The organism is Pseudomonas sp. 1152_12 (assembly GCF_052850675.1).
Genome location: NZ_VXCW01000008.1, coordinates 240,654 through 263,911 on the forward strand (window position 1 = coordinate 240,654; position 23,258 = coordinate 263,911).

Below are 23,258 nucleotides of genomic sequence, written 5' to 3' on the forward strand. Positions count from 1 at the left end.
CATGTTAATCAGTCAGTATATGTATCCGTTTCTTAACGTTTCGTGAATGAGTGTGGGTTTTTTGTAAGGCCGCCAAACCCGTTATTCAGGGCTGTTTCAGGCTGGGCAGCGCCGCCTTGCCTTGCTCAGTCAACACCGGCTGCAATTGCGCCCAGGTGAAGGACAAGTCGTTGTCGCAACCGTCGCCCGTGGCGCGCGTGGAAAGTTGCAAGCCTTGGGTGTTGAAACTCAGGTCGAAGCTGTCGTACTCAGTGATCGCCGGGCAGCCTTCGTCGGTGCTGGTTTGCTTGGCCAGCCAGGCACTGAACTGGACGGGCAGCTTCACGTGGCCGGAATAGGCGTCATACCATTCTTGATTGCCGCCGAGCCATGTCCACGGGTCAACGCTGTCGCCGGTTTGCAGGTTCCAGGAGTGCAGGCCCCAGCTGATGCCCCTGGCGCCAGTGCCGGCGGCCCAGCGGTAAAACTTGACGGTAATAAATTGCGACGACCAATACGTGGGTTCCACATCGATTTCGCTGGTATTAGCTGAGCCGTTTCGACCGAGGTATTCGCGGCGTTCGTGAAAGTAGTCAGCCTGATCCTCATCGTTGACGGCCAGTGCGGCGAGTTGCCGGTTGATCTTCTGAATGGCAGCGCCGTCACCTTCCAGCTTGAGCGTAACCTGGGCACCTTGGGTCTTGAGGTGATACGCGTGGTTTTCGAAACTTTTCTTCTCGGTCTTCACCGGCAGAGGCGCGGCCTCCAAGGGCGCGTTATAGGCATCGCTGCCACAGCCGTCGGTGCTGATGCGTTGCAAGCTGAGTGGCAACGGCTTGCCGCCCTTGGTTTTGCTCCAGCCACCTGAGAGCGTATCGCCCTGGGGGTTCTGCAATGCCCAGAAACCGGTGTTGCCTTCCTCCACCCACGGCGCGTTATCGCTGGCTTGGGTCAGTTGAATCGGCGTGAGGATGCGCTGGTAGTAGTAACTGCCATGCTCGGCATCGGCGCCGTTGAAACAGGCGGTGACAGCGGATTTACCCAGCGTGCCCTGCCAGACGCCCGCGAGGTCGGCGGCGGAGGCGAGCAAGGGCGTGAAGGCGAGGGTAATGACAGCGAGGGGCTTGAGCACGGGTATCTGACTTCCGGTTGTCTGATAAAGGCCGTCAGGGTAATGGGAAGCGTGGGGGGATTCCAGCGGGCGAGGCGTTGTGAAGCGGCTCGCCTTTTTATGTCCCGCAACATTGAACCTCAGAAACAACAAAACCCGCACTAGGCGGGTTCTGTCGGTGCTTCGAATTGGTGGGCCGGGGTAATCTGAATTAGTATTTTATGTGATTGATTATTATGAATAATGCTAGTTTGGTATTTTGCTTGGAATACCAATTGGAATACCTCACCAGATAGCAATGCCATTACCCAATGCTTGTATCGATCTGACAACCTTGCTTCGCCCGATCATGAGCGGTGATTTTCTGGTGCTGTGGGGACACAGGCTACGTTCGATAAGAGGCTGAAGGTGGTGACAAGCAGAACCGGCCAGGAGCATTCAGTCGCTGGTCAACATTTGCTCTGCCCCGTAAGCGTACATTCGGTAGAGTGGTTCTGTACAAGAACGTCTCGTGACCCATACCGTCTTCCTTTAAAATCATGAAGATACGCATTTAATTGAATTAGGGAGGAGAGAACCGTAAACAACTCATCCTGTTTTCGAGATTTTGTTAACACTTTGCTAAATTTCAGAAACACATGTCCCCTCCGAGAGACCTACGTCCTACAATAATGCATTTGGAGCTACCCAGCTCTACATCTATTAGACCGGTAATTACTGCACAGCAACGTGCAATTGAATGGAGCTCACGGCATGGACCCCAAACATCTTTTCATTGATGAGCGATTGAAAGGTAAATGCATTTACTGTGGTGGCCCTCCAGAAACTGTCGAGCATGTGCCGTCACGTGTGTTTTTAGACAATCCACTTCCAGAAAACCTTCCAGTAGTCGAAGCTTGCCAGAAGTGCAACGCGGGATTCTCGTATGACGAGGAGTATCTCGCATGTTTGCTAGAGTGCGTTATGACAGGGACAACGGAGGTCCAAGGAATCACAAGAGAGAAGATCAAACGGTCACTTTCCAGAAACACCCGATTGAAGCTCCAGTTAGACAAATGCCGAAAAGTTGACGATGCAGGACAAATATGGTGGGAGCCTGAAGACGCACGGGTGCGAAATATCGTCATTAAATTAGCACAGGGACATGCAGCCTATGAGTTAGCCGAATCCTTGGATGATAAGCCTGATGTCTATTCAGTTCATGCAATCCCTACGATGAGTACAGAGGAAAAGCAGGACTTCGAAAAAATTGGAGATGAGTTTCAATATCTGTGGCCCGAAATAGGAAGCCGGGCATTTTTACGCATATCAGGAAAAACCATTTTCCCGGCCAAGACCGGAGACTGGATGATCATACAACCTGTCCGTTATCGATACGCAATTGACTGGCAGGCTGGGATTGATGTCCGTATCGTGCTAGGTGAGTACCTCGCCTGTAGAGTTGTTTGGGGCTAAGAAATGGAGTCTAAAATAAGACACATCAACACCCCATATTGATTGAGAATTCTTAAACAATATGGGGCGCGGGTAGACTTTATAGCTCCATCAGCAAAAATATCAGGACTATAAAAGTTCAGCCTTCCAATAAAGTCTGCAAAGCTTTATAAGCATTATTTCTTATTTGTTTAGCTTCGGAAAAATCAGTTAACACGCCGTCCTCATGAACAATGCCATTTAAGCGAGATACATCTTTTATAAAACTATCTATTGAAGTCTTGGTTCCCCGTCTGACATCAGAATCAAATATCTCCGTATTTTTTGCCGACCAAGACAACATACTAGACAGTGCAGGAGTAAAATCGTTTTTCTGTCTTGCCGTAAAGCTACGACCTTGAGCTGCCTGTTCCTGAAAAACGAAATCCTTTACTTTTTGATAGTGTTTGTGCCTCAACAAATAATCGCGAAGTGCGGCTTCAAATAAGACACGAAGCAATATCATCGCAGTATAAGGATGTTCTTTAATTGAAATCTCTTTAGCTTCATGGAGGAAAGATGCAATTCGTGGCGAATTTGATTTTGCAGAAATATCATATATAAGCATATCCATATCTTTCGTATGGATTGCCTTACTGGCACCAACGCCTCCACTTGATCCTCCAGTTCCTACAGCTCCAGGTTTAGCCGGCGCAGAAGCAACGCCGCCTCCAGACTTGCTTTTTCTCAACTGCCTATTTCTAGTTCGATAATCATCAGCCAGTTCTTTGAGAGAACTTAAAACCTCAACATGCGTCTGATGATTAGTGTTGATACCGGTTTTTTTGGTATCCCATGGCAGCAAAGAAGGATCTTCACTCACATAATGAGCCCACCCTAAAAAGCCATGATACTCATTGTGCCAACTAGTCGTCCAGCCTGTAGTTTTACTTTTATCGGCAACCAAAATTATTCTATCATTACAAACAATATACCAGCCATATTCAGGAGTTAGATTTTTGATTGTCGGCTTTAACTGAGTATAGTCGCTATCAATTTTGGCAATTCGATAGTTCTCATGAAGCCCTGCCTCTAGATATATTGAGACGCCATTTTGCGACATCAAATTCTTGGTTCTTTTTTTCAAAAAACCTGGGTTACGTATTTCGGGACCAAACTCACCACATTTCTTACCATTGACGGTGATCAGAATTCCCTTCTTACAAAAAATGGCATATCTAATTCTGATCTGCTCTCGCAGAGAGTCCTCCCAAGTTTCAGAACCTAGATCACCCAGCACATCTCGCTTAATCCCTCCTATTTCCAGTCGGTAGTAATTACTATTAGCAGTGGGTTGTCTTTGGGCTTTGATGGTCGACTTACTCTCTACCGCTGAACGCACATCGTCTTCTGTAAATTCGAGCGAAAAAGCATGTTTCCCATTGTCGGTCTTAAGCTGGACAGAACTCCCCAGCTTAAAAATTGCTCGATTTAGCCCTACCCCATAGTGGCCTATACCAAAAGCGTGCTTCGATTTTTTACCTATAGTAAAAACCTTTTCTGACAATGTGCTCTCTTCTAGACCTGTGCAATTATCTAGAATAGATACAGCGCTTGCCGAAATTTTTAGATCTATCTTAAATCCCTTATAAGAGGCTGGCAGCCCAAAGGCGTCCTTTTTTGTAGGCTTCGTACCATTTAGAATTTTAGAGCGCGCTGCATCTATTGAATTATCCACAAGGTCATATATGCATTCAATAGTGCTCACATCAGCAGTTAATCCTTGGATCAAATAGTCGGCATCTGAATTAAAACTAACCTCTATACTTTCCTTAGTAACTGCCATATTTCCTCCTAGGCAACCGCTCTATTTTCTAATTTAGTAGCAAGAATGTTCATCAAATGATAAGACATAAATGGGGAAACGCTGTTTCCTATCATACGGAAGGAGTGCCAGATTGTAGGATGGAATAGGAACCAATCAGGAAACCCCTGCAACCTGGCTGCTTCCCGAACAGTTATCACCCTAGGTTCCGAAGGATGGATGGGTCTCATAGCCTGAAAGCTACCCTTATCACTACCCGTGCCTGCTCGTAGCGTAGGGCAGTGCCCCCCCCAAGACAATCTTGGGTAACGACTTATCGATTCCACTTCACCAGGGCGAGTTTCACTGAATCGCTCAATAACAGGTTGAGTATGCTTTGTATTTATTACTCCCGATATTTCACCATGTATTAGGTGATCTAACGACAGCTTTGAACCAAGTCCTTTAGGCGGCATAGCACGCATCTTTAAAGCGTAGTCTGAAATATCGCAGGCTGAAGACTTATAGCGGGCCCAACCAAAAAGCTTTGAGGACTTCAGTTCGTCTTCATAAGGAGAAGGGAGATCACTGATAGCATCCCTCACAGTAACAGGGCTCTTAATCAAGCTGGCAATAATTTCTTGCTCGGAAACTTGATCCATAGATGACCGATCAACCCCAATTATCACAACCCTCTTACGAGACGTGGCTGCGCCACAATCAAGGGCGTTAACCTTCAGTGGACCGACAACATGGTAGTTTTTCGGAATTAAATTAAGTGCGGCCTCTAAAACCGGCTTATTTTTCTCGTCTAAAATTCCTTCAACATTTTCCATCAAGAAAAATCTAGGCTTGAGTTCACGCACTTGTTTAAAATATTGACCAAGCAAAGCATTTCTTGGGTCATCCGTCTTGCGGAGCCCTATGCGACTAAATCCTTGGCAGGGCGGGCCACCAACAATACCATCAACTTTCCGCCCTTTCAGTATGCTCTTCCACATACTCGGAGTTATGAGCGCCAAATCCATATTGATGGTTTGTGTCAGAGGAAAATTTAGACCGTAAGCAGACTGAAGGTCTTTGTCGATGTCCACCGCCGCCAGTGAATGAAATCCAGCCAACGCGGCGCCCAGTCCGAGCCCCCCACAGCCAGAGAACAAATCAATAATAAGAGGTTTTGAATCTGCCATGGCATGTCCCCTATAGGCGAATTGCGGAGAGGATGTCATGAAATGGATTTTTTGTCGATCGCTGGCTTTTCAGTGCCTTTCTCCTGCCAATCGATATCCTGAAACAGCCCCGATTACGCCCACGCTAAATTGACATTTAGCCTGCAGCGAGGAGGCAGATATACCAAGACCCGTGTTTGTGTTTCGGCAATGTCTAGCTGTGCAGCTATCGGGCGGTCCTTGCCATCCAGCCCCTCCGATCTGAGCATGCTTAGAGATCGCGCAGCTCCGACAAAATGGCCTTTGGATGCACACCTATGCATTCACGATACAGGAAGTGATGACGTTTTGCTGGCCAATGGGGTAGCGTACTGACTACAGACGCTGCATTATCATGATCATTCGAGGGAGAGATCTATGACGGAAGCGGACTCTAAGGTCAGAGACAACATCAGCGCAGAGCCTACAAAGGCGTTCTTCGTGGATATGCTGGTACGAGATATCCCACTCGAGCAAGCAGTGCTTGACCTCGTTGACAACTGTGTCGATGGCGCAAAAAGGCTGGCCACGCAAGCTGAGCGACCCTATGAGGGTTGTTCAGTGGAAATCACTATTGATCAAACGCAATTCCGCATCTTGGATAACTGCGGAGGCTTCGACGTGGAAACAGCACGGGAGTATGCCTTCCGGTTTGGACGCCCGTCCGGTGCGAAAGCGACTTCCCATTCGATTGGACAATTTGGCGTGGGCATGAAGCGTGCGCTATTCAAGTTCGGCCGCCACTTTAATGTTCAATCAGCTACGCCAGACGAGTCCTGGGCTGTCGATGTCAACGTGGAGGAATGGGAGGCGGAGCAAGGCTGGAGCTTTCCATGGGCCGAATTTAATAGTGAAAAAATATCAACCGAGAAGCCTGGCACAGATATTAAAGTAACTAATTTGAGGCCAGAGGTATCCTTAAAGTTTGGCACGGCCTGGTTTGTAAACTCCATAATTGGACTTATAAAATCGAAGCACCGACAATTCATATCGGATGGATTGCAAATAGCGGTAAACGAGACGCGCATCGATGCTACGAATATATATCTTTTGGTGGGAGAAGGTTTTGCACCAGGAACCGACATTATCACGTTTGAAAGTGAAGACTCCGCTCCTGTAGTTGCAAAGATAATCGTTGGTGTTGGCCCATCTACTCCTAAAGAAGCAGGCTGGAATGTTATCTGTAACGGCCGCGTTATCTTAGAGGCTGATAGGCGTAGTGTGACAGGTTGGGGATTGCTTGAAGAAGAAGCAGGGAGAACTCTGATTCCCAGCTTTCATAATCAATTTGCACGTTTTCGTGGCATTGTATCCTTTGATTCCGATGATTCCTCTAGAATTCCGTGGAACACAACAAAAACTGATGTTGACCAAGACAGCATTGTATGGAGGCAAACATTCCAGAGAATGTTGGAAATGATGCGGCCAGTAATTGACTTCCTCAATGATCTTGATGCAGATATAGATGAAAATACCCGTGAAAAAAGCGCTTTGTTAGACTTCGTGACCAATGCCTCACCTCGCCGCCCAGAATCTTTTTTGGTAAAAACAAACTTTACCGCTCCAGCACGTGGGTCGATAGTTAAGGGCCCTAAAATGATAAAAATTCAATATTCTCGCACAGTTGATGATGTCGACTTCCTACAAGATGCACTAGGTCTTGGATCGGCTAAAGCTGTCGGTGAAGCTTGTTTTGATATGATTCTGAAGAGGCAGCGCGACTGATGGCAGCTAGTTTTCGAAAAATTGACTATTCTTTGCGTCCTGCCAAATATGCAGAGCGAAAAATGCTTGTTGATGTTTTTCGCCGATTGACACCATTTCAACCGGTTGAAGATTACAACTATGTTGGATTTGGATCGGTATGGTTTTCTGACTTTGTATTATTCCATAAAATACTCGGCATCAAGAACATGGTCTCCATAGAGAAGTCGGAGGCTGCACGTGCAAGGTTTGAGGAAAATAGACCGTTTCAAATTAGGATGGAGTTTTCAACCTCGTCAGAGGCTCTACCAAAACTAGACTGGACTCAACGAACTATTGCTTGGTTAGACTACGATGACACCTTAGTGACTTCAATGCTGCAGGATGTGCGATCAGTTGCTTCACGAGCGTTGTCGGGCTCTATATTAGCGGTGTCTGTGCAGTGTACAAAAGCTAAAGCTCTTATTGAATATCATGAAGAAAATGATCCTTCAAAAGCAAGCGCGATTGAAAGGTTTCGCCAAACTTTTGGTAGGGAGCGCATTCCAGACGAAGCCCGTGATGAAGACTTAGCCGGCTGGCCATACGGTGCGCTGTGCAGAAAAATGTTAGCGACCGAAATAGAGCTGGCTCTATCGGATAGAAACACCGCCCCCGAAACAGCGATGCGCTTTCTACCTATATGTGAAATTGAATATCAAGACGACGCACGTATGACGACTATAGTTGGTGTGTTTGTTACGCCGGAAGACATGCCTCGTTATGAATCGTGCGCTTTTAACAAGTTGGACTTTATACCTCAGGAAAATAAAGCCATTCGTATAGAAATGCCCAAGCTAACAGTTAGAGAACTTCGTAGAATCGAACAGCAATTGCCGAGTGCTGAGGGTGTTGCGCTTTCTCTCGGCTCAATTCCAGTATCAGATGCAGAAAAATTTAGCAAAATGTATCGATATTTCCCAAACTTTGCAGTAATGGAAGCTTAGCCAAACACATAAAACTATTATTAGCACTCAACACATCGATCCAGGCCATTCCTTCCGTAGGATCGACCTGGCGCATATTACTACCGCTCTGACTGCGCCATGCAGTTGGTGTTAAAGCCTGCGAACAGCCACCGTAATTAAAGTTTGACGCCTCAATCAACACGAGCTGCTAGGCTCTGTACGAAATCCCGAGAAACCCAATCGCCGCCCCTCGGAAGCTCAGACTCCCTAGAATCTGCGGCCATCTACGGAAAGGAATTCTGTGATGGCAAAGCGTTACGAACTCTCGGATGAGATCTGGACTGTGGTTGTCGATCTCTTCACCGAAACCCATGGCCGGGGTCGACCCCGCCTGAGCGACCGCCTGATGCTCGATGGCATGCTCCGGGTGCTCCGCTCGGGTGCTTGCTGCGTGGCGAGATTGCCGGAACGCTTCGGCCCGTGGTCAACGGTGTACCACGGTTTCGAGGTTGGCGAAACCAGGGGGCCTTCGACCAGATGCTCAAACGCTTCTTGTACCTGAGACTGAATGAACAAGGCCTGATCGATTTGCAGACCTGGATGCTCGACTCAACCGCTGTACGCGCAACCCGAGCTTCATCTGGCGCAGGGAACAAAGGGTGCCTAACGATCCTTCCGAATACGCTCTAGGCCGCAGTCGCGGTGGCCTGACCACTAAAATCCACATCCTCTGCGACGCCAACGGGCCACCGTTGCGTTTCCTCTTATCTGGCGATCAAGCCAGTGACATCAGCTACACCCAGTCGCCTCTTAGACCAGGTCAGCATTCTATCGAGCCAACGCGGACGCCCGCGTAAACGCTGCAGATGGTTTGCCGACAAGGGCTACGATGCCGAGGCGCTACGCCGATACTGCGACCAATTTCGAATGTAACCCGTCATTGCGCTACGCTCGATGAAGCGCAACCCAAGCCCGGATTACCCTAACATAAGTCTGAGGTTGGGCTTTGGAAGGAGACGTCTGGCCATTCCGGAGAAGCCACCACAAAAGTGTCAGGGTCAATAGCCAAAAACTCATTTCGCTCATACGCTAACAAAGCCCGCCCCCCAAAAGCTATGGTGCCTGAGGCTTTACAGGGCCAATAAACATTGTAAGGGAGGGTATTCAAGTGAGAGTAAACTTTGAATAATTGAGGGCAGCCACCAATGTATGGTCTTTTATTATCACGAATAAATTCAATCAGCACAGAAAAAGGCTCCATTATCATGCCAGTCTCTTTTACTCTATTCGTCTCCTTTAATAAATCATAAACCCGCTCATTGGCTTGAGAGCAATCATCACCAATAAAAGCAAAATATTTGTTGCCTCCTCCTTTCTTTATATGCTTAGAAGCCTCACGAAAGGAAAACTCATTAGTCTCGTTATCAAAATGCAGCGCCCAAATTTTAAAAGATTTAAGCTTCCATGAGTACCCCGCCAAAATAAAACTAACTTCAGCCGGATCCGGAATGCTCTGGCCAACGGGAAGACAAGTGATCCCTTTCCACATCGCATTGAAAATCCTGAGCACATATCCCTTCAATGAAGTCAAATCATAAGCTCTAGAGCGCGTTTTGGGATGCATATTCACAGCTGTTTGTAGCTGCAACATTAGAGGATACGCATTAGCAGTAGTCCCCGCGAAGGCTATAACTGCGTCCCCACGCCCTAAATCCAAAACTTTTGTACCTATATCCCAAGCTCGCCCCCCGCTTAAACGTGAATCACTTGCCACGTATAGCTCTTGAACTTCCTTATGATGTCGAACCCAAGCAGCAACTAAAGTCATAACTTCCACCAAAGAAAACAGCTAGTATGTACAACAAGTCTGCCAGTTTTGCTACTTATAAAAACTCATGCATAGCTTTTCAGCAACATGCTTGGGAAGATTGGGTGCGACTTCCAAAATATCCAAAACTGTAGCATCACTAAAATGCCCGCATTTCTTTCTTATATCACTAACCTTCCTAAATAAATCACCACCTAATCTATTCACCAATCCATTCGCGAGACGGTATTTCTTAAGAGAGACTTTCCCTTGATTGCCTACTGCACTTGAAATAGCAAGCGAAAAATTAACAGCAAGCCCTTCTTCAAGCCAACTGGCTCCGTCGCCTATCGGATAGCCGGGCCTCGGATCGAGTAAATGGATCGTTTCATGAGCTAACTCATGTATTGCCGCTGGCCAATTTTTTGCGGCCGTCAGGCTCAGCTCTGCAAAACCCCCATCTTGATTTTCTGTATTTCTTACATTAGGCCCGCCAGCTTCAAAGGTCGGCTGATAAAGTTTCTTACTTGGATTTCTAGGGCCAAAGAGTTTTTGAGCGCAATCATCTAACTTAAGTTGCAAAGCCCACAATGCTTCCGGGGACGCCTCAGGAGACGTGTCGGGACATACAAAAGAAAAAACTACACTCATATCCGCTCCAAATATGTATTATCGCAAGCGCATGACTTGCTTCTTCCCAAAACCTAAAAATAGAGACTGAAAAACTATACCTGAAGAAGTCAACTCCGATATAAAAATGAATAGCCCCTCAAGGTGCAGCATCTCTATGTTTGACAGACAAAATCCCCCAAAACATCTCGTCAGAATTTTAATTAGTAGAACAGTCTCCACCTATCAGACGAACATGAATATGACTAATCTCTCCGGCTCCAGTAACTTCTTTAACTTCAACATAGGGCTGAGCACGTACTAATGCACCCAATCTTGCAAACCCATAGTTGCGCGCATCAAAAGATGCATTGTTTTTTGTCATATAGGTACCTACAGCAGACAGTGGAGCCCACCCATAATCACGGGCTTTTTCCTCTATCGCTCGGCTTAATATTTCACGAAGATCAGGAAGATCTGCTATTTCTACATGAGCAGCCTGAGCTACAGGCTTTTTAAGTACTTCAAAGAAAATAAATTTGTCACAAGCTGCGATGAACGCCTCTGGGGTCTTCCTCTCTCCCAAGCCATAAACTAGCTTTCCAGATTCACGCAGTCTTGTGGCTAAACGGGTAAAGTCGCTGTCGCTGGAAACAATACAGAAACCGTCCACATTTCCAGAGTAGAGCAGGTCCATTGCATCGATAACACAAGCGAGGTCAGTGGCGTTTTTGCCTTGCGTATATGCAAACTGCTGGACTGGCTGAATGGCATGTTTATGTAAGTGATTTTTCCAACCACCGAGATTCGGAGTGGTCCAGTCTCCATATGCTCTCTTTATCGTGGCGGTGCCGTAATTCGACACTTCTTCCAAGAGTTCCTTCACTACCGAAGATGAAGCGTTATCAGCATCAATCAGTACAGCAAGACGAATTGTATCGGCAGTGGCCATAACCTCTCCTTGGAATGTTTTGAAACGCGGTCATCGCGCTTTACCCAGAAACGGGTCCCCCGTAGACTCACCGATATCACTGTGCCACTGCAAGTAAAAAATTCGGCGTAGCCAGACATGCAAAATTTTCTACGACCAAAGAGATGTTGATCATGACTGTGATATCTGTTCAACAAGGTCGGCTCTTAGACCGATCAAGTGTCAGTGAAATACTTAGAGCCATGAATATTGTTTTCTTAAGGCGACGAACGCTATTACGTAGACTGCGGCTGAAAATACAAAATGAATTCGGTCCTATGATTGAGGACGGCGTTCTCTGTGCTCAGACCTGGCTTGATCGCTCATCGCTACCGCTATGGTGGGTGCTGGCGCAGAGCCGAAAACGTCATCGCCCAGGTGATCCCCAAGATGCGTTCGAAGCTGGTTTTTTGCTGCGGTTGCCGCAGACGCTGAGCATGCGGTGCGAAGCCCCCACTTCCCAATCAATCAGCTTTGATGCTTGAGGCCGTACTTGACGTTTGAGATTTGCTTTTTCCGCCAAACCCTCCGATCCAGCGATCTTTGATCGCGCCGATCAGAGGGTTCACTAGCCCTTTTCAACGCCACCTCATTCCATCACCCTATTTTAAATTTCAATTGGCGCCACGCCGTCGTTTACACGTCGGTAAATTGCCTGCGATCTCTATCTAGCGAAGTGGCTCCAGTGTCAGGAGCCATAGATGGAGGAGTGGCGACACCGGCGACATCGGCGACAACCTATGCCGAACGGGGCTTGGAGCGTGGCGACAAAACTGGCGACAGTCGCCACTTTTTGTATACCTTGGTCGTGACGCTTGACCACTTTTTCGAGTGGGTATAAAAATTGGCGCAAGGACCGCTGTCGTTGACAGCACCAGCCCAGGTAGCCAGAACCTTTAAGGCTACGCCATTAGCGTGGTGGTTCTTCCGAAGTGCGATTAGCGTCCGGCGGCTCGCACGTTCACTCCCCAAGGGTGATGGATGCCTACTCGACTTATCTGCTCACTACGGCAGAGGATGGACCTACCTCGCTGCGTTGCAGCAACCTCACCTCTCGACGCACTTCGCTGCGCCAAACCGCGCCCGTCTCTTTCTCTTGGAAAGAGACGGGCGCTCGTATCACTGCTGCAAGCCACGTTGTACAAGGCATTGCCGCAACTCTCCTCGTGACAATCGTCCTGACAAATCCGATTCGTCGCCGTCCGCAACGACATTGGCACCGGTGCCGCAGCCCATGGACAGGCTGCACCTGACTGACAGTCAGGCATGCCCCAGGTGTCCAGGTCGCTGCTTTCTCCCACTCAGGATCTCCAGGTGCCGAACTCGTCAGTCGGTACAGCCTCCACCCGTCCGCATCTTCGGATGCGTCTAAGGAGGCCAGATTCATGGGTTTATGCCCTTGCTCCCGGTCGTAAGGAGCCGTTCGTTCCGCGTCAGTGAACACCTCACAGGCCGCAGGGGCCTTGATCCCTGATAACACTCAACAGCCGTGGCGGGGCTACGTGAGGACAACCATCAATGTACGAGGAGAGGGCCCATGCAGCAGTTAGATCCGAAGCTTGAACTACCGCGACCGCCTCGACCGCTGATTGAGTCGAATCCCGTGGCCCAGCCTTATCCGGTGCAGGCACTGGGTGGGATTCTGGGGCCTGCGGCGGAGCGCATGGCCGAGGTCATCGGCGTGCCCCAGGCGCTTGCCGCGCAATCGGTGTTGGCTGCCTCGGCGCTGGCGACCCAAGGTCATGCGGGCTTACAGCTCGACGGGAGAAATTATCCCCTGTCGCTGTACTTGATCACCGTGGCCGCGTCTGGGGATCGTAAAACGGCAGCAGATCGATGTGCATTGCTGCCTGCACGAGAATGGGAGCGTGAGCAGTGGCAGCGCTACCGCGAACAACTTTCCCGGTACCGTGCCGCACAGCGACAGGCGCAGCGTATCAACCCCGCCGATCCCGACTCCGCAAACGGCCTGCCGCTCGAAGCGGAGCCCTCGGCACCCCGGCTGATCACCACAGACCCGACTATCGAAGCCCTGATCAAAGGGCTCTGTCATGACTTGCCTAGCATGGGCCTGTTCTGTGACGAAGGCGGACAGTTCCTCGGCAGCAGCACCATGAGTCGGGATAACCGTTTGAAAGCGGTCACGACCTTGTCGTCACTTTGGGATGGCAGCCCGATAGATCGCGCGCGCTCCATGGTTGGTGAAAGCCTACGAGCCTATGACCGACGTTTGAGCCTGCATCTGATGCTGCAACCCTATTTAGCCATGCAGTTACTCAGTGACCCGTTGCTGCAGGGGCAGGGCATTCTCGGTCGCTGTCTGATGACCTGGCCCTCCAGCCTGGCAGGACAACGGAGCTACCAGGCTGTCGACTTGTTGAAAGACGGCGACCTGAAGCGCTATCACCATCGCCTCTCTGCCCTGTTTCATCAGCCTTGGTCACTTTCCCCTGATGGTGCTCTGCAGCTATCACCGCTGACACTCAGTCCGTTAGCCCGCCGTCGCTGGATTGATTTGCATGATGCCATCGAAGCTCAACTGGGTGAGTTTGGTGAGCTGGCCAGCGTGCGGCCCAGCGGTTCGAAGGCCGCCGACAACCTGTTGCGCGTCGCCGGCATTTTGGCCGTTGTGGAGGAGAGCAGTGTCGTGGAGGTCGACCATATCCAACGGGCCTCGGCCTTAGTTGGCTACTACCTCACCGAGATCCAGCGCCTGACCGAGCAGGAGCCGGTGTGCAGGGTAAAAGAAGAGGCGGACCGGCTATTGCGCTGGCTGCAGGTCAAGGATTGGAAGCGCTTCAGTATTCGAGATCTGAATCGCAACGGTCCCCGCTTTGCCCGCAAGAGCAGTCGTCATGCCGCAAAGCTGCTGGTCGAGTTGATTGATCATCAGTGGTTGATCTCCGACGGCCACACCTTCGAGGTGCGTCATGTTCAATCTTGATGAAGCGCTGCGCAACCATCTGGCTCAACGCCAAAAGGAGCCGAAAGTGCGATTTGTCGCCGGCACTGTCGCCACTTTGTCGCCACGCTCAAAGGCAGGCAAGGCAAGGGTTGTCGCCGCTGTCGCCGGTGTCGCAACCCTCCATCGAACTATCACCTCGACGACCTCCATTATCCAATGGTTGGAAGAGCAGGGCGCGCATCTTTACGTCACCGACAACACGCTGTGTTTTCGCCCGACTGATTGGGCTCAGTTCGCGATTGTAAGTGCGCACTGGCGAGCCCTTTTGCATGATCTCGCAGCAGCCGATCAGGAACAGAAAAATGGCTCGGGTCGGTAAGCGAGCAGGGCGCAATTTCGGCTTCGGTCGCCAGCTCAGCTATGCCGGACCGCAAGCACTGAAAGACCTGTTTGGCGACGGCCATTTTGCTACCGTCAAAGCCCATAGTGATCGCTGGCAGGCCTTCGTGCGTTGGTGTCTATCCGAGGAAGGGCCGAGGTTCAATGATGCGCGACAGATCGACCGCGAAGTCCTAATGCGGTACGCCGTCCACGTGCGGGAGCAGGTTGATCAGGGCAACGTCGGCATTGCCACCGCGCAGAACCGACTGTCCAGCGTGAACCGAACGATGGCTGCGCTGCGCGGTGATCAATACGTCAAAATCCCGAGTCCAAGTAAGGCGCTTGGCTTGCAGCGCTCAAGCGTGCGTAGTGAGGCGCCACAAGGCCAAGACCGTGTGCAGGTCAGGCTGATTGCGCAAGCGCTGTCAGAGCGACAGCAACTGAGGGTGAGTGCCATCGTGCTCCTCGCTCGGGAGACCGGCATGCGCCTGCGTGAAGCGATCTTGGCGGACTTGCCCCGGCTGCAACGTGAGGCTCGGCAACTGGGCAAGATCAATATCCAGGACGGCACCAAAGGCGGTCGATCAGGCGCATCGGCACCGCGTTGGATTGCGGTCACGGATCAAGTTCGTGGCGCCCTCGACAGGGCCAGCGAGGCCTCACCCAAGGGCAGTCGGAATCTGCTAACACCTGATGAAAGCTACAAAAATTTCTTACAGACAATCGTACGACCGGCGCGGGACATCATGCATGAGCATGGATTGAAAGGCTTTCATGAACTGCGAGCGGCTTACGCCTGTGAGCGCTATGAACAACTGACCGGCTTCTCCGCGCCCATCAAGGGCGGTCGTGGTCAACGAGAGGATCGAGCACTCGATCAGCGTGCACGTCAGCAGATCAGCCACGAGTTGGGGCATAACCGCATCGACGTGGTGAGTGCCTACATCGGAGGTCGTCGATGAAGTCCGAGTTCGATATGGCGTTGTTTCTGAGCCCCGTGCTCAAAGGTGCGCATGCCACGCGGCAGCGGCATATCAGGCAGGCAGAAAGGATGCACGAGGCGATTCGTGAACGCTGGAGTTGTGCGACCCCTTGGTCCTGGAAGGAAAAGCACACCAGATGGTTTTTAGAGCACTACCTGCGTAGCTCAGCACCAGCGACCATCTATTACTATCAGTTAACAGCAGGTCTGATCCGCCGCAGAAAGGCGCAAATCGTGGTTGTCTGATAGATCTTTAAGCGTGAGCCCCTAAGTATGGGAATGCGGAGCCTTCCCATACTTAGGGGCTTGGCCGAAGAAGCGCAGGCATGCGGCTGATTTAGCGACAGTCGCCACTTCAGTCGCCCTGCTGCACGGCACGAATTGTCGCTTGCTCAGCGTATCGGCACGACGTTACGGTCCCTGTTTTGATTGATGGCGGATGCCGACAGGCTGCCGGTGGCTGCCTTCTGGATATGTTCACTCCACCAGGCCATCATCGGACGCCGGCGTTCGATGTAATCCGCCCGGTTGTAGGCGCTTCGAACTTCGTCTTTATCGACATGCGCCAGCGCGACTTCGATTAGCTCCGGATCCCATCCATGCTCATTCAGAATTGTGCTGGCCATGGAGCGCATGCCGTGGCTGACTAAGCGGTCCTGAAAGCCCATTCGTTTCAATGCCATGTTGGCTGTCTGGCTATTCGCGTGGGTGCGCGGATTTCTATCTGACGGGAACACATATTCCCTATGGCCGCTATGGGGCTTAAGCGTCTCCAATAACGAGAGTGCATGTTCGGTCAGCGGGATTGTGTGCGGACGACGCTTTTTCATTCGCTCCGGAGGGATGGTCCAGATGCGTTTTTCGAAGTCGATGTCTGCCCATCGGGTAGTCGCCGCTTCGGCAGGGCGGGTCATAGTGTGTAGCTGCCATTCGATCAGGCAGCGGGTCGTCCGCTTAATGCTGGCGTTCGCGATTTCCATCATGAGCTCCGGAAGCTCATCTGGTGGTAGCGCTGCCATGTTCTCTTTCTTAGGTTTCTTGAACACCGCTCGAATGCCGCTGAGAGGGTTGGCAAAGATCATTCCGGAATTGACCCCGTAAGTCATGATCTCGTTAAGGCGCTGGCTCACTCGCTTAACTGTCTCGAGGCTGCCTTTGGCCTCAATCGGACGAAGGAGCTTGATGACCATTGGGGCGCTGACTTCGGAGAGAGGCGTTGATTTCATGCTCGGAAAAACATGCAGTGTGAGGGACCGCCAAATGTCTTCGGCATACGCCGGCGTGACGGAATCCTTCTTCAGCTCGAACCAGGCGGTGGCCACGTTCTCGAAGGTGTGTTCCGTTTCCGCTCGTTTGGCTTCCTGTAGCTCATTACGCTGAGCTTTTGGATCGATGCCCTGTGCAAGCAGCTCTCTGGCCTCAACGGTTTTCTTCCTCGCTTGCGCGAGAGAAACCTCGGGATAAGAGCCGAGTGCCATGTTGATTCGATTTTTGGTGACGGGATGCCGGTAGTTGAAATTCCACTGCATCGAGCGATTGACCCTGACTCGCAGTTGGAGCCCGTCGCCATCCGTGAGGACGTAATCCTTGTCTTTCGGTTTGACCGCCTTGAGCTGGCGGTCGGAGAGGCGGGTGGTTTGAGCGCACATGAGAAGTACTCCATGACACCTTTTGGTATTCCCAAGATTAGCGCCGGGTAGCCGGGAATACCATTGGGAATACCAAATTGCCTGGAACTCACAAAGCCTGGAAAGCCTCATGTGGCCCTGAAACCCCAGTATTTACTGGCTTTCAGGCACAAAAAAAGACGTCCGTGGACGTCTTTAGATGATGAAATGGTGGAGCCGGGGGGATTTGAACCCCCGTCCGCCAGTACTCCGCTGTCGGTACTACATGCGTAGCCGTTTCTATTAAGTTAACCCTCAGCGACCCGAAGGGCAGGGTGCTTTGGGCGAGTTGTGTAAGTTTTAGCCGCTTCGTCCACAACGTACTGCACGGCGATTCTGTTCTATATGACAATCACTTTGGGTTTACAGACATCCCCTGGTGATTGCTGGACCCGAAGGTACCAGAAGCTCAGGGCTAAGGCTGCTTACGCAGCGAGAGCGAATTCCTGGCCGTAGTTTTCGTCATTGGCAACTATAAGAAGTTGCAACAGTGGATTTACGAGTTCTGTTACCAACTCGGCATGCACCTAAAGTTTCGCGACCGGCGTCGAATCCTAAACGGCCCCGTGCTTGTAACTCGTTGTTTCATAGTGAGTGACAAGCCTGTGCAGTGTACGCCAAACGTTCGCAGAAGGCCAACCCGAAGGTTGGCCGCGAGCGCGTCAGGGGCTACTGGCCGCCTTTCTCGCTGTTCTGCAAGTCCTGGATGGCTTTGGAGGTGATCTCGATGCACTTCTTGTCATCGCCAGCCGCGTGGGCAGCCTTAGCCTGGGAGACTGCGGTGTCGATTTCGCCGCTTTTGCCACTGGTGTCGGTGGCCAGCAGGGCTTTGCCGTTGTTGATTTTGTCCAGGTTTATCTGGCAAAGGTCATCTGTTTTTCCAGCTGCAAAAACCGGTGAGGCCATCATCGCAGCGGTAATAAACAAGCCAGCAAGAGCGGAACGCTTCATAGGGTATCTCCTTGCGAAAAAGGGCTCGACGCTACTGGCGTTCAAGGCCTGCCAGCGACATCACTGATGAGCCTCGTTCACCGAGGCCTATGCAGATGACTACGCTGGCGTGCAGGGGTTCGGTTTTGTTGGCGGATTAATGCCTCCGCGCCTGGGTGACGCGGTCCACTAAGTACACCAATCCGTGATAATCAATGCCTCCATGCTGGCTCAGGCCGATCTCGCAGGTGCGGCTGGTGGAAATGCCTTCGCTGCAATATTGCACGGCGTCCTTGAGCGAGCGTAGCGAGTGGGCGTTGAGTTCTGGCGTGGTAAAGCCTTTGTCGCCGGCGAAGCCGCAGCAATGGATGCCTTCCGGGATCACCACGGTTTTTGAGCAGCGTCTCGCCAGGTCAATCAAGGCCTGGCTTTCGCCCAGATGCTGGGTGCTGCAGGTGACGTGCACGGCGATGGGCGCTTCCTGCGGTGTGAAGTCGAGGCGGTCCATCAGGTGGGTGCGGATAAACCGTACCGGGTCGTAGAGGTCCAGGCGTGTTTCGCCGAGGTCTTGTACCAGCCGTAGGGTACACGGGCTGGTGTCGCAATAGATCGGGTCGAGGCCGCCACGGCTGGCGTGGAGCAGTGAGCCGATCAATTCCTGGCGTTTGTGTTCGGCCTGTTCGGCATAGCCTTTGGAGGCGAAGGGCTGGCCGCAGCATAGGCTGTCTTGGTTGTCGGGGAAGACAACTTGGTAACCAGCTTTTTCCAGCAGGTCGCGCGTTTTGTCGTACAGCGACATTTGCTCTTTATCTCCCGCCGCCGGGCCCATGGCGCGTGAGACGCAGGCCGCCAGGTAGACCACACGTGGTCGCGTGTCCGTCACTGCTGGACTGAAGCGGATGGCTTTCTCCGGCTGTGGCATGGCGCTGGTCCATTGGGGGATTTGCCCTTTGGACAGCTTGGTCACCGTAGCTGACAGCTTGGCCAGGCGCGGCGCGCCCAGAAGCATGCGCGCGCCGTTGGCGACATGTAGGGTAAAGCGCGCACCTTGCAGTGCAGTGGCGAAATGGCTAGCCAGCCAGTCGGCAGTTTTCTTACTGTCGGCGTCACGTGCGCGCAGCTTTTTCACCAGGTCGCCGGTATTGATGCCTACAGGGCAGCGCTGCGCGCATAGCCCGGTTGCGGCGCAGGTATCGATGCCTTGATAGTGGTAAGCCGCTTCCAGTTGGGTGGTGTCGACGCCCGCGCGTTTTTTCGCCTGGATGTCGCGCCAGATCACAATGCGCTGGCGTGGGCTCAAGGTCAGGCCCTTGGAGGGGCACACCGGCTCGCAGAAGCCGCACTCGATGCACTTATCCACAAGCTCGTCGGCGGCAGGCAATGGCTTGAGGTGCTTGAGGTGGATTTGCGGATCTTCGCTGAGCACCACGTCGGGGTTGAGAATGCCGTTTGGGTCGAGCAGGCGTTTGAGCTGCCACATCAACTGATAGGCATCGCTGCCCCATTCCAGCTCAACGAACGGCGCCATATTGCGGCCAGTGCCGTGTTCGGCTTTCAGCGAGCCACCGAACTCCACCGCCACCAGTTGCGCGACGTCGTCCATGAACGCTTGATAGCGTGCGATTTCTTCGCTGCTGTTGAAGCCTTGAGTGAATACAAAGTGCAGATTGCCTTCCAGGGCGTGTCCGAAGAGGATGGCTTCGTCGTAGTGGTGTTTGTCGAATAACCCGATCAAGCGGTTCACGCCGATGGCCAGTTGTTCGACCGGGAAGGTCACGTCTTCGATGATCACCGTGGTGCCGGTTCTACGCACGGCGCCGACGGCGGGGAAGGTGTCTTTGCGGATGGCCCACAGGCGCGCGTTCTCGATCGGGTCTTCGGTGAAATCGACCTGTCTTTCCACGGGGAAGGGCGCCAGGGCCGCCATGATCAGCGCCAACTGCTCGTGCAGCAACGACGGTGAGGCGGCGCGGGATTCGATCAATAGCGCGCAGGCATTTTCCGATAACTGCTGTACGAAAGCTGGCATGCCCGGCTTGTCCTGGACCGAACGCATGCTGCGCCGGTCCAGCAATTCGACGGCCGAGACCGGCTGCGTTTTCAGCACCGTTACCGCGTTGCAGCAGGTCTCGACATCCGGGAACACGATCAGTGCTGACGCCTTGTTCGGGTGGTCAATCACCGTGTCGTAAGTCACTGCGCTGATAAAGCCTAGGGTGCCTTCAGAACCCACCAACAAATGGCTGAGGATTTCCAGCGGTTCATCGAAATCCACCAGGGCATTGAGTGATAGGCCGGTGGTATTTTTCAGGCGGTATTTATGGCGAATTTTGGCGGCCAATTCAGCGTTTGCCCGTGTCTCGCGTCCCAGTGTCGCCAGGCGTTCAAGCAGCTCGCCGTGCTGTTCACGAAATGCCGCGACGCTGGCGGTATCTTCGGTATCGAGGCGGCTGCCGTCCGCCAGTACCAAACGAATGCCTGCCAGGGTGTGATAAGTGTTTTGTGCCGTGCCGCAGCACATGCCGCTGGCATTGTTGGCGACGATGCCGCCGATTTTGCAGGCATTGATCGACGCCGGGTCTGGCCCGATCTTGCGCCCGAACGGTGCGAGCCACGCATTGGCTTGTGCGCCGATCACGCCGGGCTGCAGGCGGATCTGAGTGCCTTGCCCGCGAATCTCACGGCCATTCCAATTGTCACCCAGCACGATCAGCACCGAGTCGCTGATGGCTTGGCCAGACAAGCTGGTGCCGGCTGCACGGAAGGTCACCGGCACGCGGTCACGCTGGGCCAGTTGCAGCAGCGCTATCACTTCATCTTCCGACTCCACGCGAACCACCAGCTGTGGGATCAGTCGGTAAAAGCTGGCGTCGGTGCCGAAGGCGAGGGTGGAAAGTGGATCGTCGAAGCGACGATCTTTCGGGATCAGTTGTGCGACGTCGCTGAAAAAAGCAGCAGGCAGGCTCATCGGTCCTCCAGAAATAGCTGACGCCGGCGTGGTTGTCCGGCGTCGATTTTTACCCTATTGCGTGCAGGTTTCAGTGCACCAGCATACCGGTGAACCAGTAGGCCTGCGCCAGCGTGATCAACCCGACGATAGTGGCAAAAAACAGGCTGTGCTTGAGGGTAAAGCGGAACAAGTCGGACTCCTTGCCCACCAGGCCAGTGGCAGCGCAAGCCACGGCGATCGACTGCGGCGAGATCATCTTGCCGGTTACGCCGCCGCTGGTATTGGCGGCGACCAACAGCACGTCGTTGACGCCGATCTGGTGAGCGGTAGTGGCTTGCAGCGAGCTGAACAAGGCGTTGGACGATGTGTCCGAGCCTGTCAGAAACACCCCCAGCCAGCCTAGGAAAGGCGAGAAGAACGGGAAGGCTGCACCCGTGCCAGCCAATACTAGCGCCATGGTCGAGGACATGCCGGAGTAGTTGGTGACAAACGCGAACGCCAGCACCATGCCGATGGATAGAATCGGCCAGCGCAGCTCGTAAAAGGTTTCTCTTAAAGTGGTAAGACCAGTTTTTACGTCGATCTTCAGTACCAGCATCGATACGAGAGCGGAGAAGAAAATCGCGGTGCCGGTGGCTGAAATCGGGTCCAGCTTGAACACGGCCGGAATCGCCGTTGGTTGGGTGACGATGGGGGCGACCTTGATCACCAACTGGTCCAAGTGCGGTATCGCGAAGTTGAACACCCAGCTGTACATCGAGCCGCCCGCCGCAAACATCGCTTTGAACGGTTTGAGGGTCCAGATGGTAACCAGTACGGTCAGGATCAGGAACGGAGACCAGGCTTTGAAAATCCGCCCCAGGCTGTAGGGCGAAGCGACGGTTTGGCGTGGTTGACCGAAGCCGCCGACACTGGCGGTAACTACTGCGCTGGAGGTGGCGCCGGCAATTTGTGCGCCAGCGGTGCGCTTGGGCTGCCAGACTTTCAGGAACAGGGTCAGGGCGATCAGGCTGACAAGGGCCGAGGTGATATCCGGCAGTTCCGGGCCGATGAAGTTGGAGGTGAAGTACTGGGTGATGGCAAAACTCAGGCCTGCCACCAGTGCTGCTGGCCAGGTTTCGCGAACACCGCGCAGGCCGTCCATCATGAATACAAGCCAGAAAGGTACGAACAGCGACAACAGTGGTAGCTGGCGGCCGGTCATCGCGCCGATCTTGAATGCGTCAATGCCGGTGACTTGCCCGGCAACGATGATCGGAATACCCAGTGCGCCGAAGGCGACGGGCGCGGTGTTGGCGATCAGGCACAGGCCAGCGGCGTACAGCGGGTTGAAACCCAGGCCAACCAGCAATGCGGCGGTGATTGCCACGGGTGCACCGAAACCGGCGGCACCTTCCAGGAAGGCGCCGAAGCAGAAGCCGATCAGCAACACTTGCAGGCGCTGGTCGTCGGTGATCGACAGGACCGAGCTGCGAATGATCTCGAACTGCCCGCTCTTGACCGTCAGTTTGTAGAGGAATACCGCGGCGACAATGATCCACGCGATTGGCCAGAGGCCGTAGGCAAAGCCATAACCGGCAGCGGCCAGCGCCATATCCATGGGCATCTGGAAAGCAAAGATCGCCACCAGGATCGACAGCCCCAAGGTGATACTCCCGGCGACGTGACCTTTCAGGCGAAACACGGCCAGAGCGAGGAAGAAGAATACGATCGGAATAACGGCGGCCAGTGCGGACAGGCCGAGACTTCCGAGAGGGTTGTAGAGCTGTTGCCAGGTTTGCATATGGGGTGGCCCCTGATTGTTGTTGTTTAGTCGGCTTGGATAATTGGTAATACCAATTTACAGCCGCTGTCGGCTAGAGTAAAAGCCTCGGATGGGGTGTGTCAATTT

Annotated in this window: 17 protein-coding genes, 1 other RNA gene and 1 pseudogene; 8 read left to right on the forward strand and 11 right to left on the reverse strand. The window is 52.5% G+C overall.

What is annotated here, in order from left to right; all coding sequences use genetic code 11:
- Positions 1 to 85 precede the first annotated feature (85 nt).
- A complete protein-coding gene (locus FW764_RS17265; protein WP_446434916.1) occupies positions 86 to 1,111 on the reverse strand; it encodes a hypothetical protein in 1,026 nt (341 codons plus the stop codon).
- Positions 1,112 to 1,843: 732 nt separating this feature from the next.
- Between FW764_RS17265 and FW764_RS17270 the strand changes: the two genes are divergently transcribed.
- A complete protein-coding gene (locus tag FW764_RS17270) occupies positions 1,844 to 2,545 on the forward strand; it encodes a hypothetical protein (RefSeq protein WP_446434917.1) in 702 nt (233 codons plus the stop codon).
- 118 nt (positions 2,546 to 2,663) lie between these two features.
- Here the strand turns inward: FW764_RS17270 and FW764_RS17275 are convergent, their stop codons facing one another.
- Positions 2,664 to 4,349, reverse strand: a complete 1,686-nt coding sequence (locus FW764_RS17275) for an ATP-binding protein (RefSeq protein ID WP_446434918.1) — start codon at positions 4,347 to 4,349, stop codon at positions 2,664 to 2,666.
- Between the two features lie 8 nt (positions 4,350 to 4,357).
- On the reverse strand, positions 4,358 to 5,497 hold the full coding sequence (locus FW764_RS17280) for a DNA cytosine methyltransferase (protein ID WP_446434919.1): 1,140 nt from the start codon (positions 5,495 to 5,497) through the stop codon (positions 4,358 to 4,360).
- Positions 5,498 to 5,893: 396 nt separating this feature from the next.
- Here FW764_RS17280 and FW764_RS17285 point away from each other — a divergent pair, with 396 nt between their 5' ends.
- The 3 genes and pseudogenes from FW764_RS17285 to FW764_RS17295 form a co-directional block, all read left to right on the forward strand.
- Complete coding sequence (locus FW764_RS17285; protein ID WP_122300845.1) at positions 5,894 to 7,240, forward strand: ATP-binding protein; 1,347 nt, start codon at positions 5,894 to 5,896, stop codon at positions 7,238 to 7,240.
- Positions 7,240 to 8,205, forward strand: a complete 966-nt coding sequence (locus tag FW764_RS17290; RefSeq protein ID WP_446434920.1) for an O-methyltransferase — start codon at positions 7,240 to 7,242, stop codon at positions 8,203 to 8,205. Before FW764_RS17285 ends, FW764_RS17290 begins: the two co-directional genes overlap by 1 nt.
- Before the next feature lie 265 nt (positions 8,206 to 8,470).
- Positions 8,471 to 9,189, forward strand: a pseudogene (locus FW764_RS17295) (IS5 family transposase); the annotation flags it as partial.
- On the opposite strand, the gene FW764_RS17300 reads toward FW764_RS17295, so the two are convergent.
- The 3 genes from FW764_RS17300 to FW764_RS17310 form a co-directional block, all read right to left on the reverse strand.
- Positions 9,149 to 9,994 (reverse strand): hypothetical protein, encoded by an 846-nt coding sequence (locus FW764_RS17300; RefSeq protein ID WP_446434921.1) that lies wholly within the window; start codon positions 9,992 to 9,994, stop codon positions 9,149 to 9,151. The pseudogene FW764_RS17295 and the gene FW764_RS17300 overlap by 41 nt on opposite strands.
- Positions 9,995 to 10,045: 51 nt before the next feature.
- A complete protein-coding gene (locus FW764_RS17305; RefSeq protein WP_446434922.1) occupies positions 10,046 to 10,624 on the reverse strand; it encodes a hypothetical protein in 579 nt (192 codons plus the stop codon).
- A gap of 178 nt (positions 10,625 to 10,802) precedes the next feature.
- The gene (locus FW764_RS17310; protein WP_446434923.1) at positions 10,803 to 11,534 is read right to left on the reverse strand and encodes an NYN domain-containing protein; all 732 of its coding nucleotides are present in this window, start codon (positions 11,532 to 11,534) and stop codon (positions 10,803 to 10,805) included.
- Between the two features lie 1,555 nt (positions 11,535 to 13,089).
- Here FW764_RS17310 and FW764_RS17315 point away from each other — a divergent pair.
- The 4 genes from FW764_RS17315 to FW764_RS17330 are packed head-to-tail and all read left to right on the forward strand — an operon-like array spanning position 13,090 to position 16,066.
- Positions 13,090 to 14,496 (forward strand): YfjI family protein, encoded by a 1,407-nt coding sequence (locus FW764_RS17315; RefSeq protein ID WP_446434924.1) that lies wholly within the window; start codon positions 13,090 to 13,092, stop codon positions 14,494 to 14,496.
- Positions 14,483 to 14,836 (forward strand): hypothetical protein, encoded by a 354-nt coding sequence (locus tag FW764_RS17320; protein ID WP_446434925.1) that lies wholly within the window; start codon positions 14,483 to 14,485, stop codon positions 14,834 to 14,836. Before FW764_RS17315 ends, FW764_RS17320 begins: the two co-directional genes overlap by 14 nt.
- Positions 14,820 to 15,800: an integrase domain-containing protein gene (locus tag FW764_RS17325; RefSeq protein WP_446434926.1), complete on the forward strand. Its 981-nt coding sequence runs from the start codon at positions 14,820 to 14,822 to the stop codon at positions 15,798 to 15,800. Before FW764_RS17320 ends, FW764_RS17325 begins: the two co-directional genes overlap by 17 nt.
- Positions 15,797 to 16,066 carry a hypothetical protein gene (locus tag FW764_RS17330; RefSeq protein WP_446434927.1) on the forward strand — a complete coding sequence of 90 codons (270 nt, stop codon included), beginning with the start codon at positions 15,797 to 15,799 and terminating at the stop codon, positions 16,064 to 16,066. The genes FW764_RS17325 and FW764_RS17330 overlap by 4 nt, the downstream gene beginning before the upstream one ends.
- A gap of 146 nt (positions 16,067 to 16,212) precedes the next feature.
- Here the strand turns inward: FW764_RS17330 and FW764_RS17335 are convergent, their stop codons facing one another.
- The 5 genes from FW764_RS17335 to FW764_RS17355 form a co-directional block, all read right to left on the reverse strand.
- Positions 16,213 to 17,469 (reverse strand): integrase domain-containing protein, encoded by a 1,257-nt coding sequence (locus FW764_RS17335; protein WP_446434928.1) that lies wholly within the window; start codon positions 17,467 to 17,469, stop codon positions 16,213 to 16,215.
- Positions 17,470 to 17,656: 187 nt separating this feature from the next.
- Positions 17,657 to 18,053, reverse strand: a transfer-messenger RNA (tmRNA) gene (gene ssrA, locus FW764_RS17340).
- 103 nt (positions 18,054 to 18,156) lie between these two features.
- Positions 18,157 to 18,438: a hypothetical protein gene (locus FW764_RS17345; protein WP_446434929.1), complete on the reverse strand. Its 282-nt coding sequence runs from the start codon at positions 18,436 to 18,438 to the stop codon at positions 18,157 to 18,159.
- Between the two features lie 136 nt (positions 18,439 to 18,574).
- Positions 18,575 to 21,385 carry an FAD-binding and (Fe-S)-binding domain-containing protein gene (locus FW764_RS17350; protein WP_446434930.1) on the reverse strand — a complete coding sequence of 937 codons (2,811 nt, stop codon included), beginning with the start codon at positions 21,383 to 21,385 and terminating at the stop codon, positions 18,575 to 18,577.
- A 70-nt stretch (positions 21,386 to 21,455) separates the two neighbouring features.
- Complete coding sequence (locus FW764_RS17355) at positions 21,456 to 23,150, reverse strand: lactate permease LctP family transporter (protein WP_446434931.1); 1,695 nt, start codon at positions 23,148 to 23,150, stop codon at positions 21,456 to 21,458.
- Positions 23,151 to 23,258: the final 108 nt, after the last annotated feature.

What these genes read in the sequence shown, in the direction of transcription:
- FW764_RS17270 (WP_446434917.1), top strand. Translation starts at nt 1,844, where the DNA reads ATGGACCCCAAACATCTTTTCATTGATGAGCGATTGAAAGGTAAATGC.
- FW764_RS17275 (WP_446434918.1), bottom strand. Translation starts at nt 4,349, where the DNA reads ATGGCAGTTACTAAGGAAAGTATAGAGGTTAGTTTTAATTCAGATGCC.
- FW764_RS17280 (WP_446434919.1), bottom strand. Translation starts at nt 5,497, where the DNA reads ATGGCAGATTCAAAACCTCTTATTATTGATTTGTTCTCTGGCTGTGGG.
- FW764_RS17285 (WP_122300845.1), top strand. Translation starts at nt 5,894, where the DNA reads ATGACGGAAGCGGACTCTAAGGTCAGAGACAACATCAGCGCAGAGCCT.
- FW764_RS17290 (WP_446434920.1), top strand. Translation starts at nt 7,240, where the DNA reads ATGGCAGCTAGTTTTCGAAAAATTGACTATTCTTTGCGTCCTGCCAAA.
- FW764_RS17300 (WP_446434921.1), bottom strand. Translation starts at nt 9,994, where the DNA reads ATGACTTTAGTTGCTGCTTGGGTTCGACATCATAAGGAAGTTCAAGAG.
- FW764_RS17305 (WP_446434922.1), bottom strand. Translation starts at nt 10,624, where the DNA reads ATGAGTGTAGTTTTTTCTTTTGTATGTCCCGACACGTCTCCTGAGGCG.
- FW764_RS17310 (WP_446434923.1), bottom strand. Translation starts at nt 11,534, where the DNA reads ATGGCCACTGCCGATACAATTCGTCTTGCTGTACTGATTGATGCTGAT.
- FW764_RS17315 (WP_446434924.1), top strand. Translation starts at nt 13,090, where the DNA reads ATGCAGCAGTTAGATCCGAAGCTTGAACTACCGCGACCGCCTCGACCG.
- FW764_RS17320 (WP_446434925.1), top strand. Translation starts at nt 14,483, where the DNA reads ATGTTCAATCTTGATGAAGCGCTGCGCAACCATCTGGCTCAACGCCAA.
- FW764_RS17325 (WP_446434926.1), top strand. Translation starts at nt 14,820, where the DNA reads ATGGCTCGGGTCGGTAAGCGAGCAGGGCGCAATTTCGGCTTCGGTCGC.
- FW764_RS17330 (WP_446434927.1), top strand. Translation starts at nt 15,797, where the DNA reads ATGAAGTCCGAGTTCGATATGGCGTTGTTTCTGAGCCCCGTGCTCAAA.
- FW764_RS17335 (WP_446434928.1), bottom strand. Translation starts at nt 17,469, where the DNA reads ATGTGCGCTCAAACCACCCGCCTCTCCGACCGCCAGCTCAAGGCGGTC.
- FW764_RS17345 (WP_446434929.1), bottom strand. Translation starts at nt 18,438, where the DNA reads ATGAAGCGTTCCGCTCTTGCTGGCTTGTTTATTACCGCTGCGATGATG.
- FW764_RS17350 (WP_446434930.1), bottom strand. Translation starts at nt 21,385, where the DNA reads ATGAGCCTGCCTGCTGCTTTTTTCAGCGACGTCGCACAACTGATCCCG.
- FW764_RS17355 (WP_446434931.1), bottom strand. Translation starts at nt 23,150, where the DNA reads ATGCAAACCTGGCAACAGCTCTACAACCCTCTCGGAAGTCTCGGCCTG.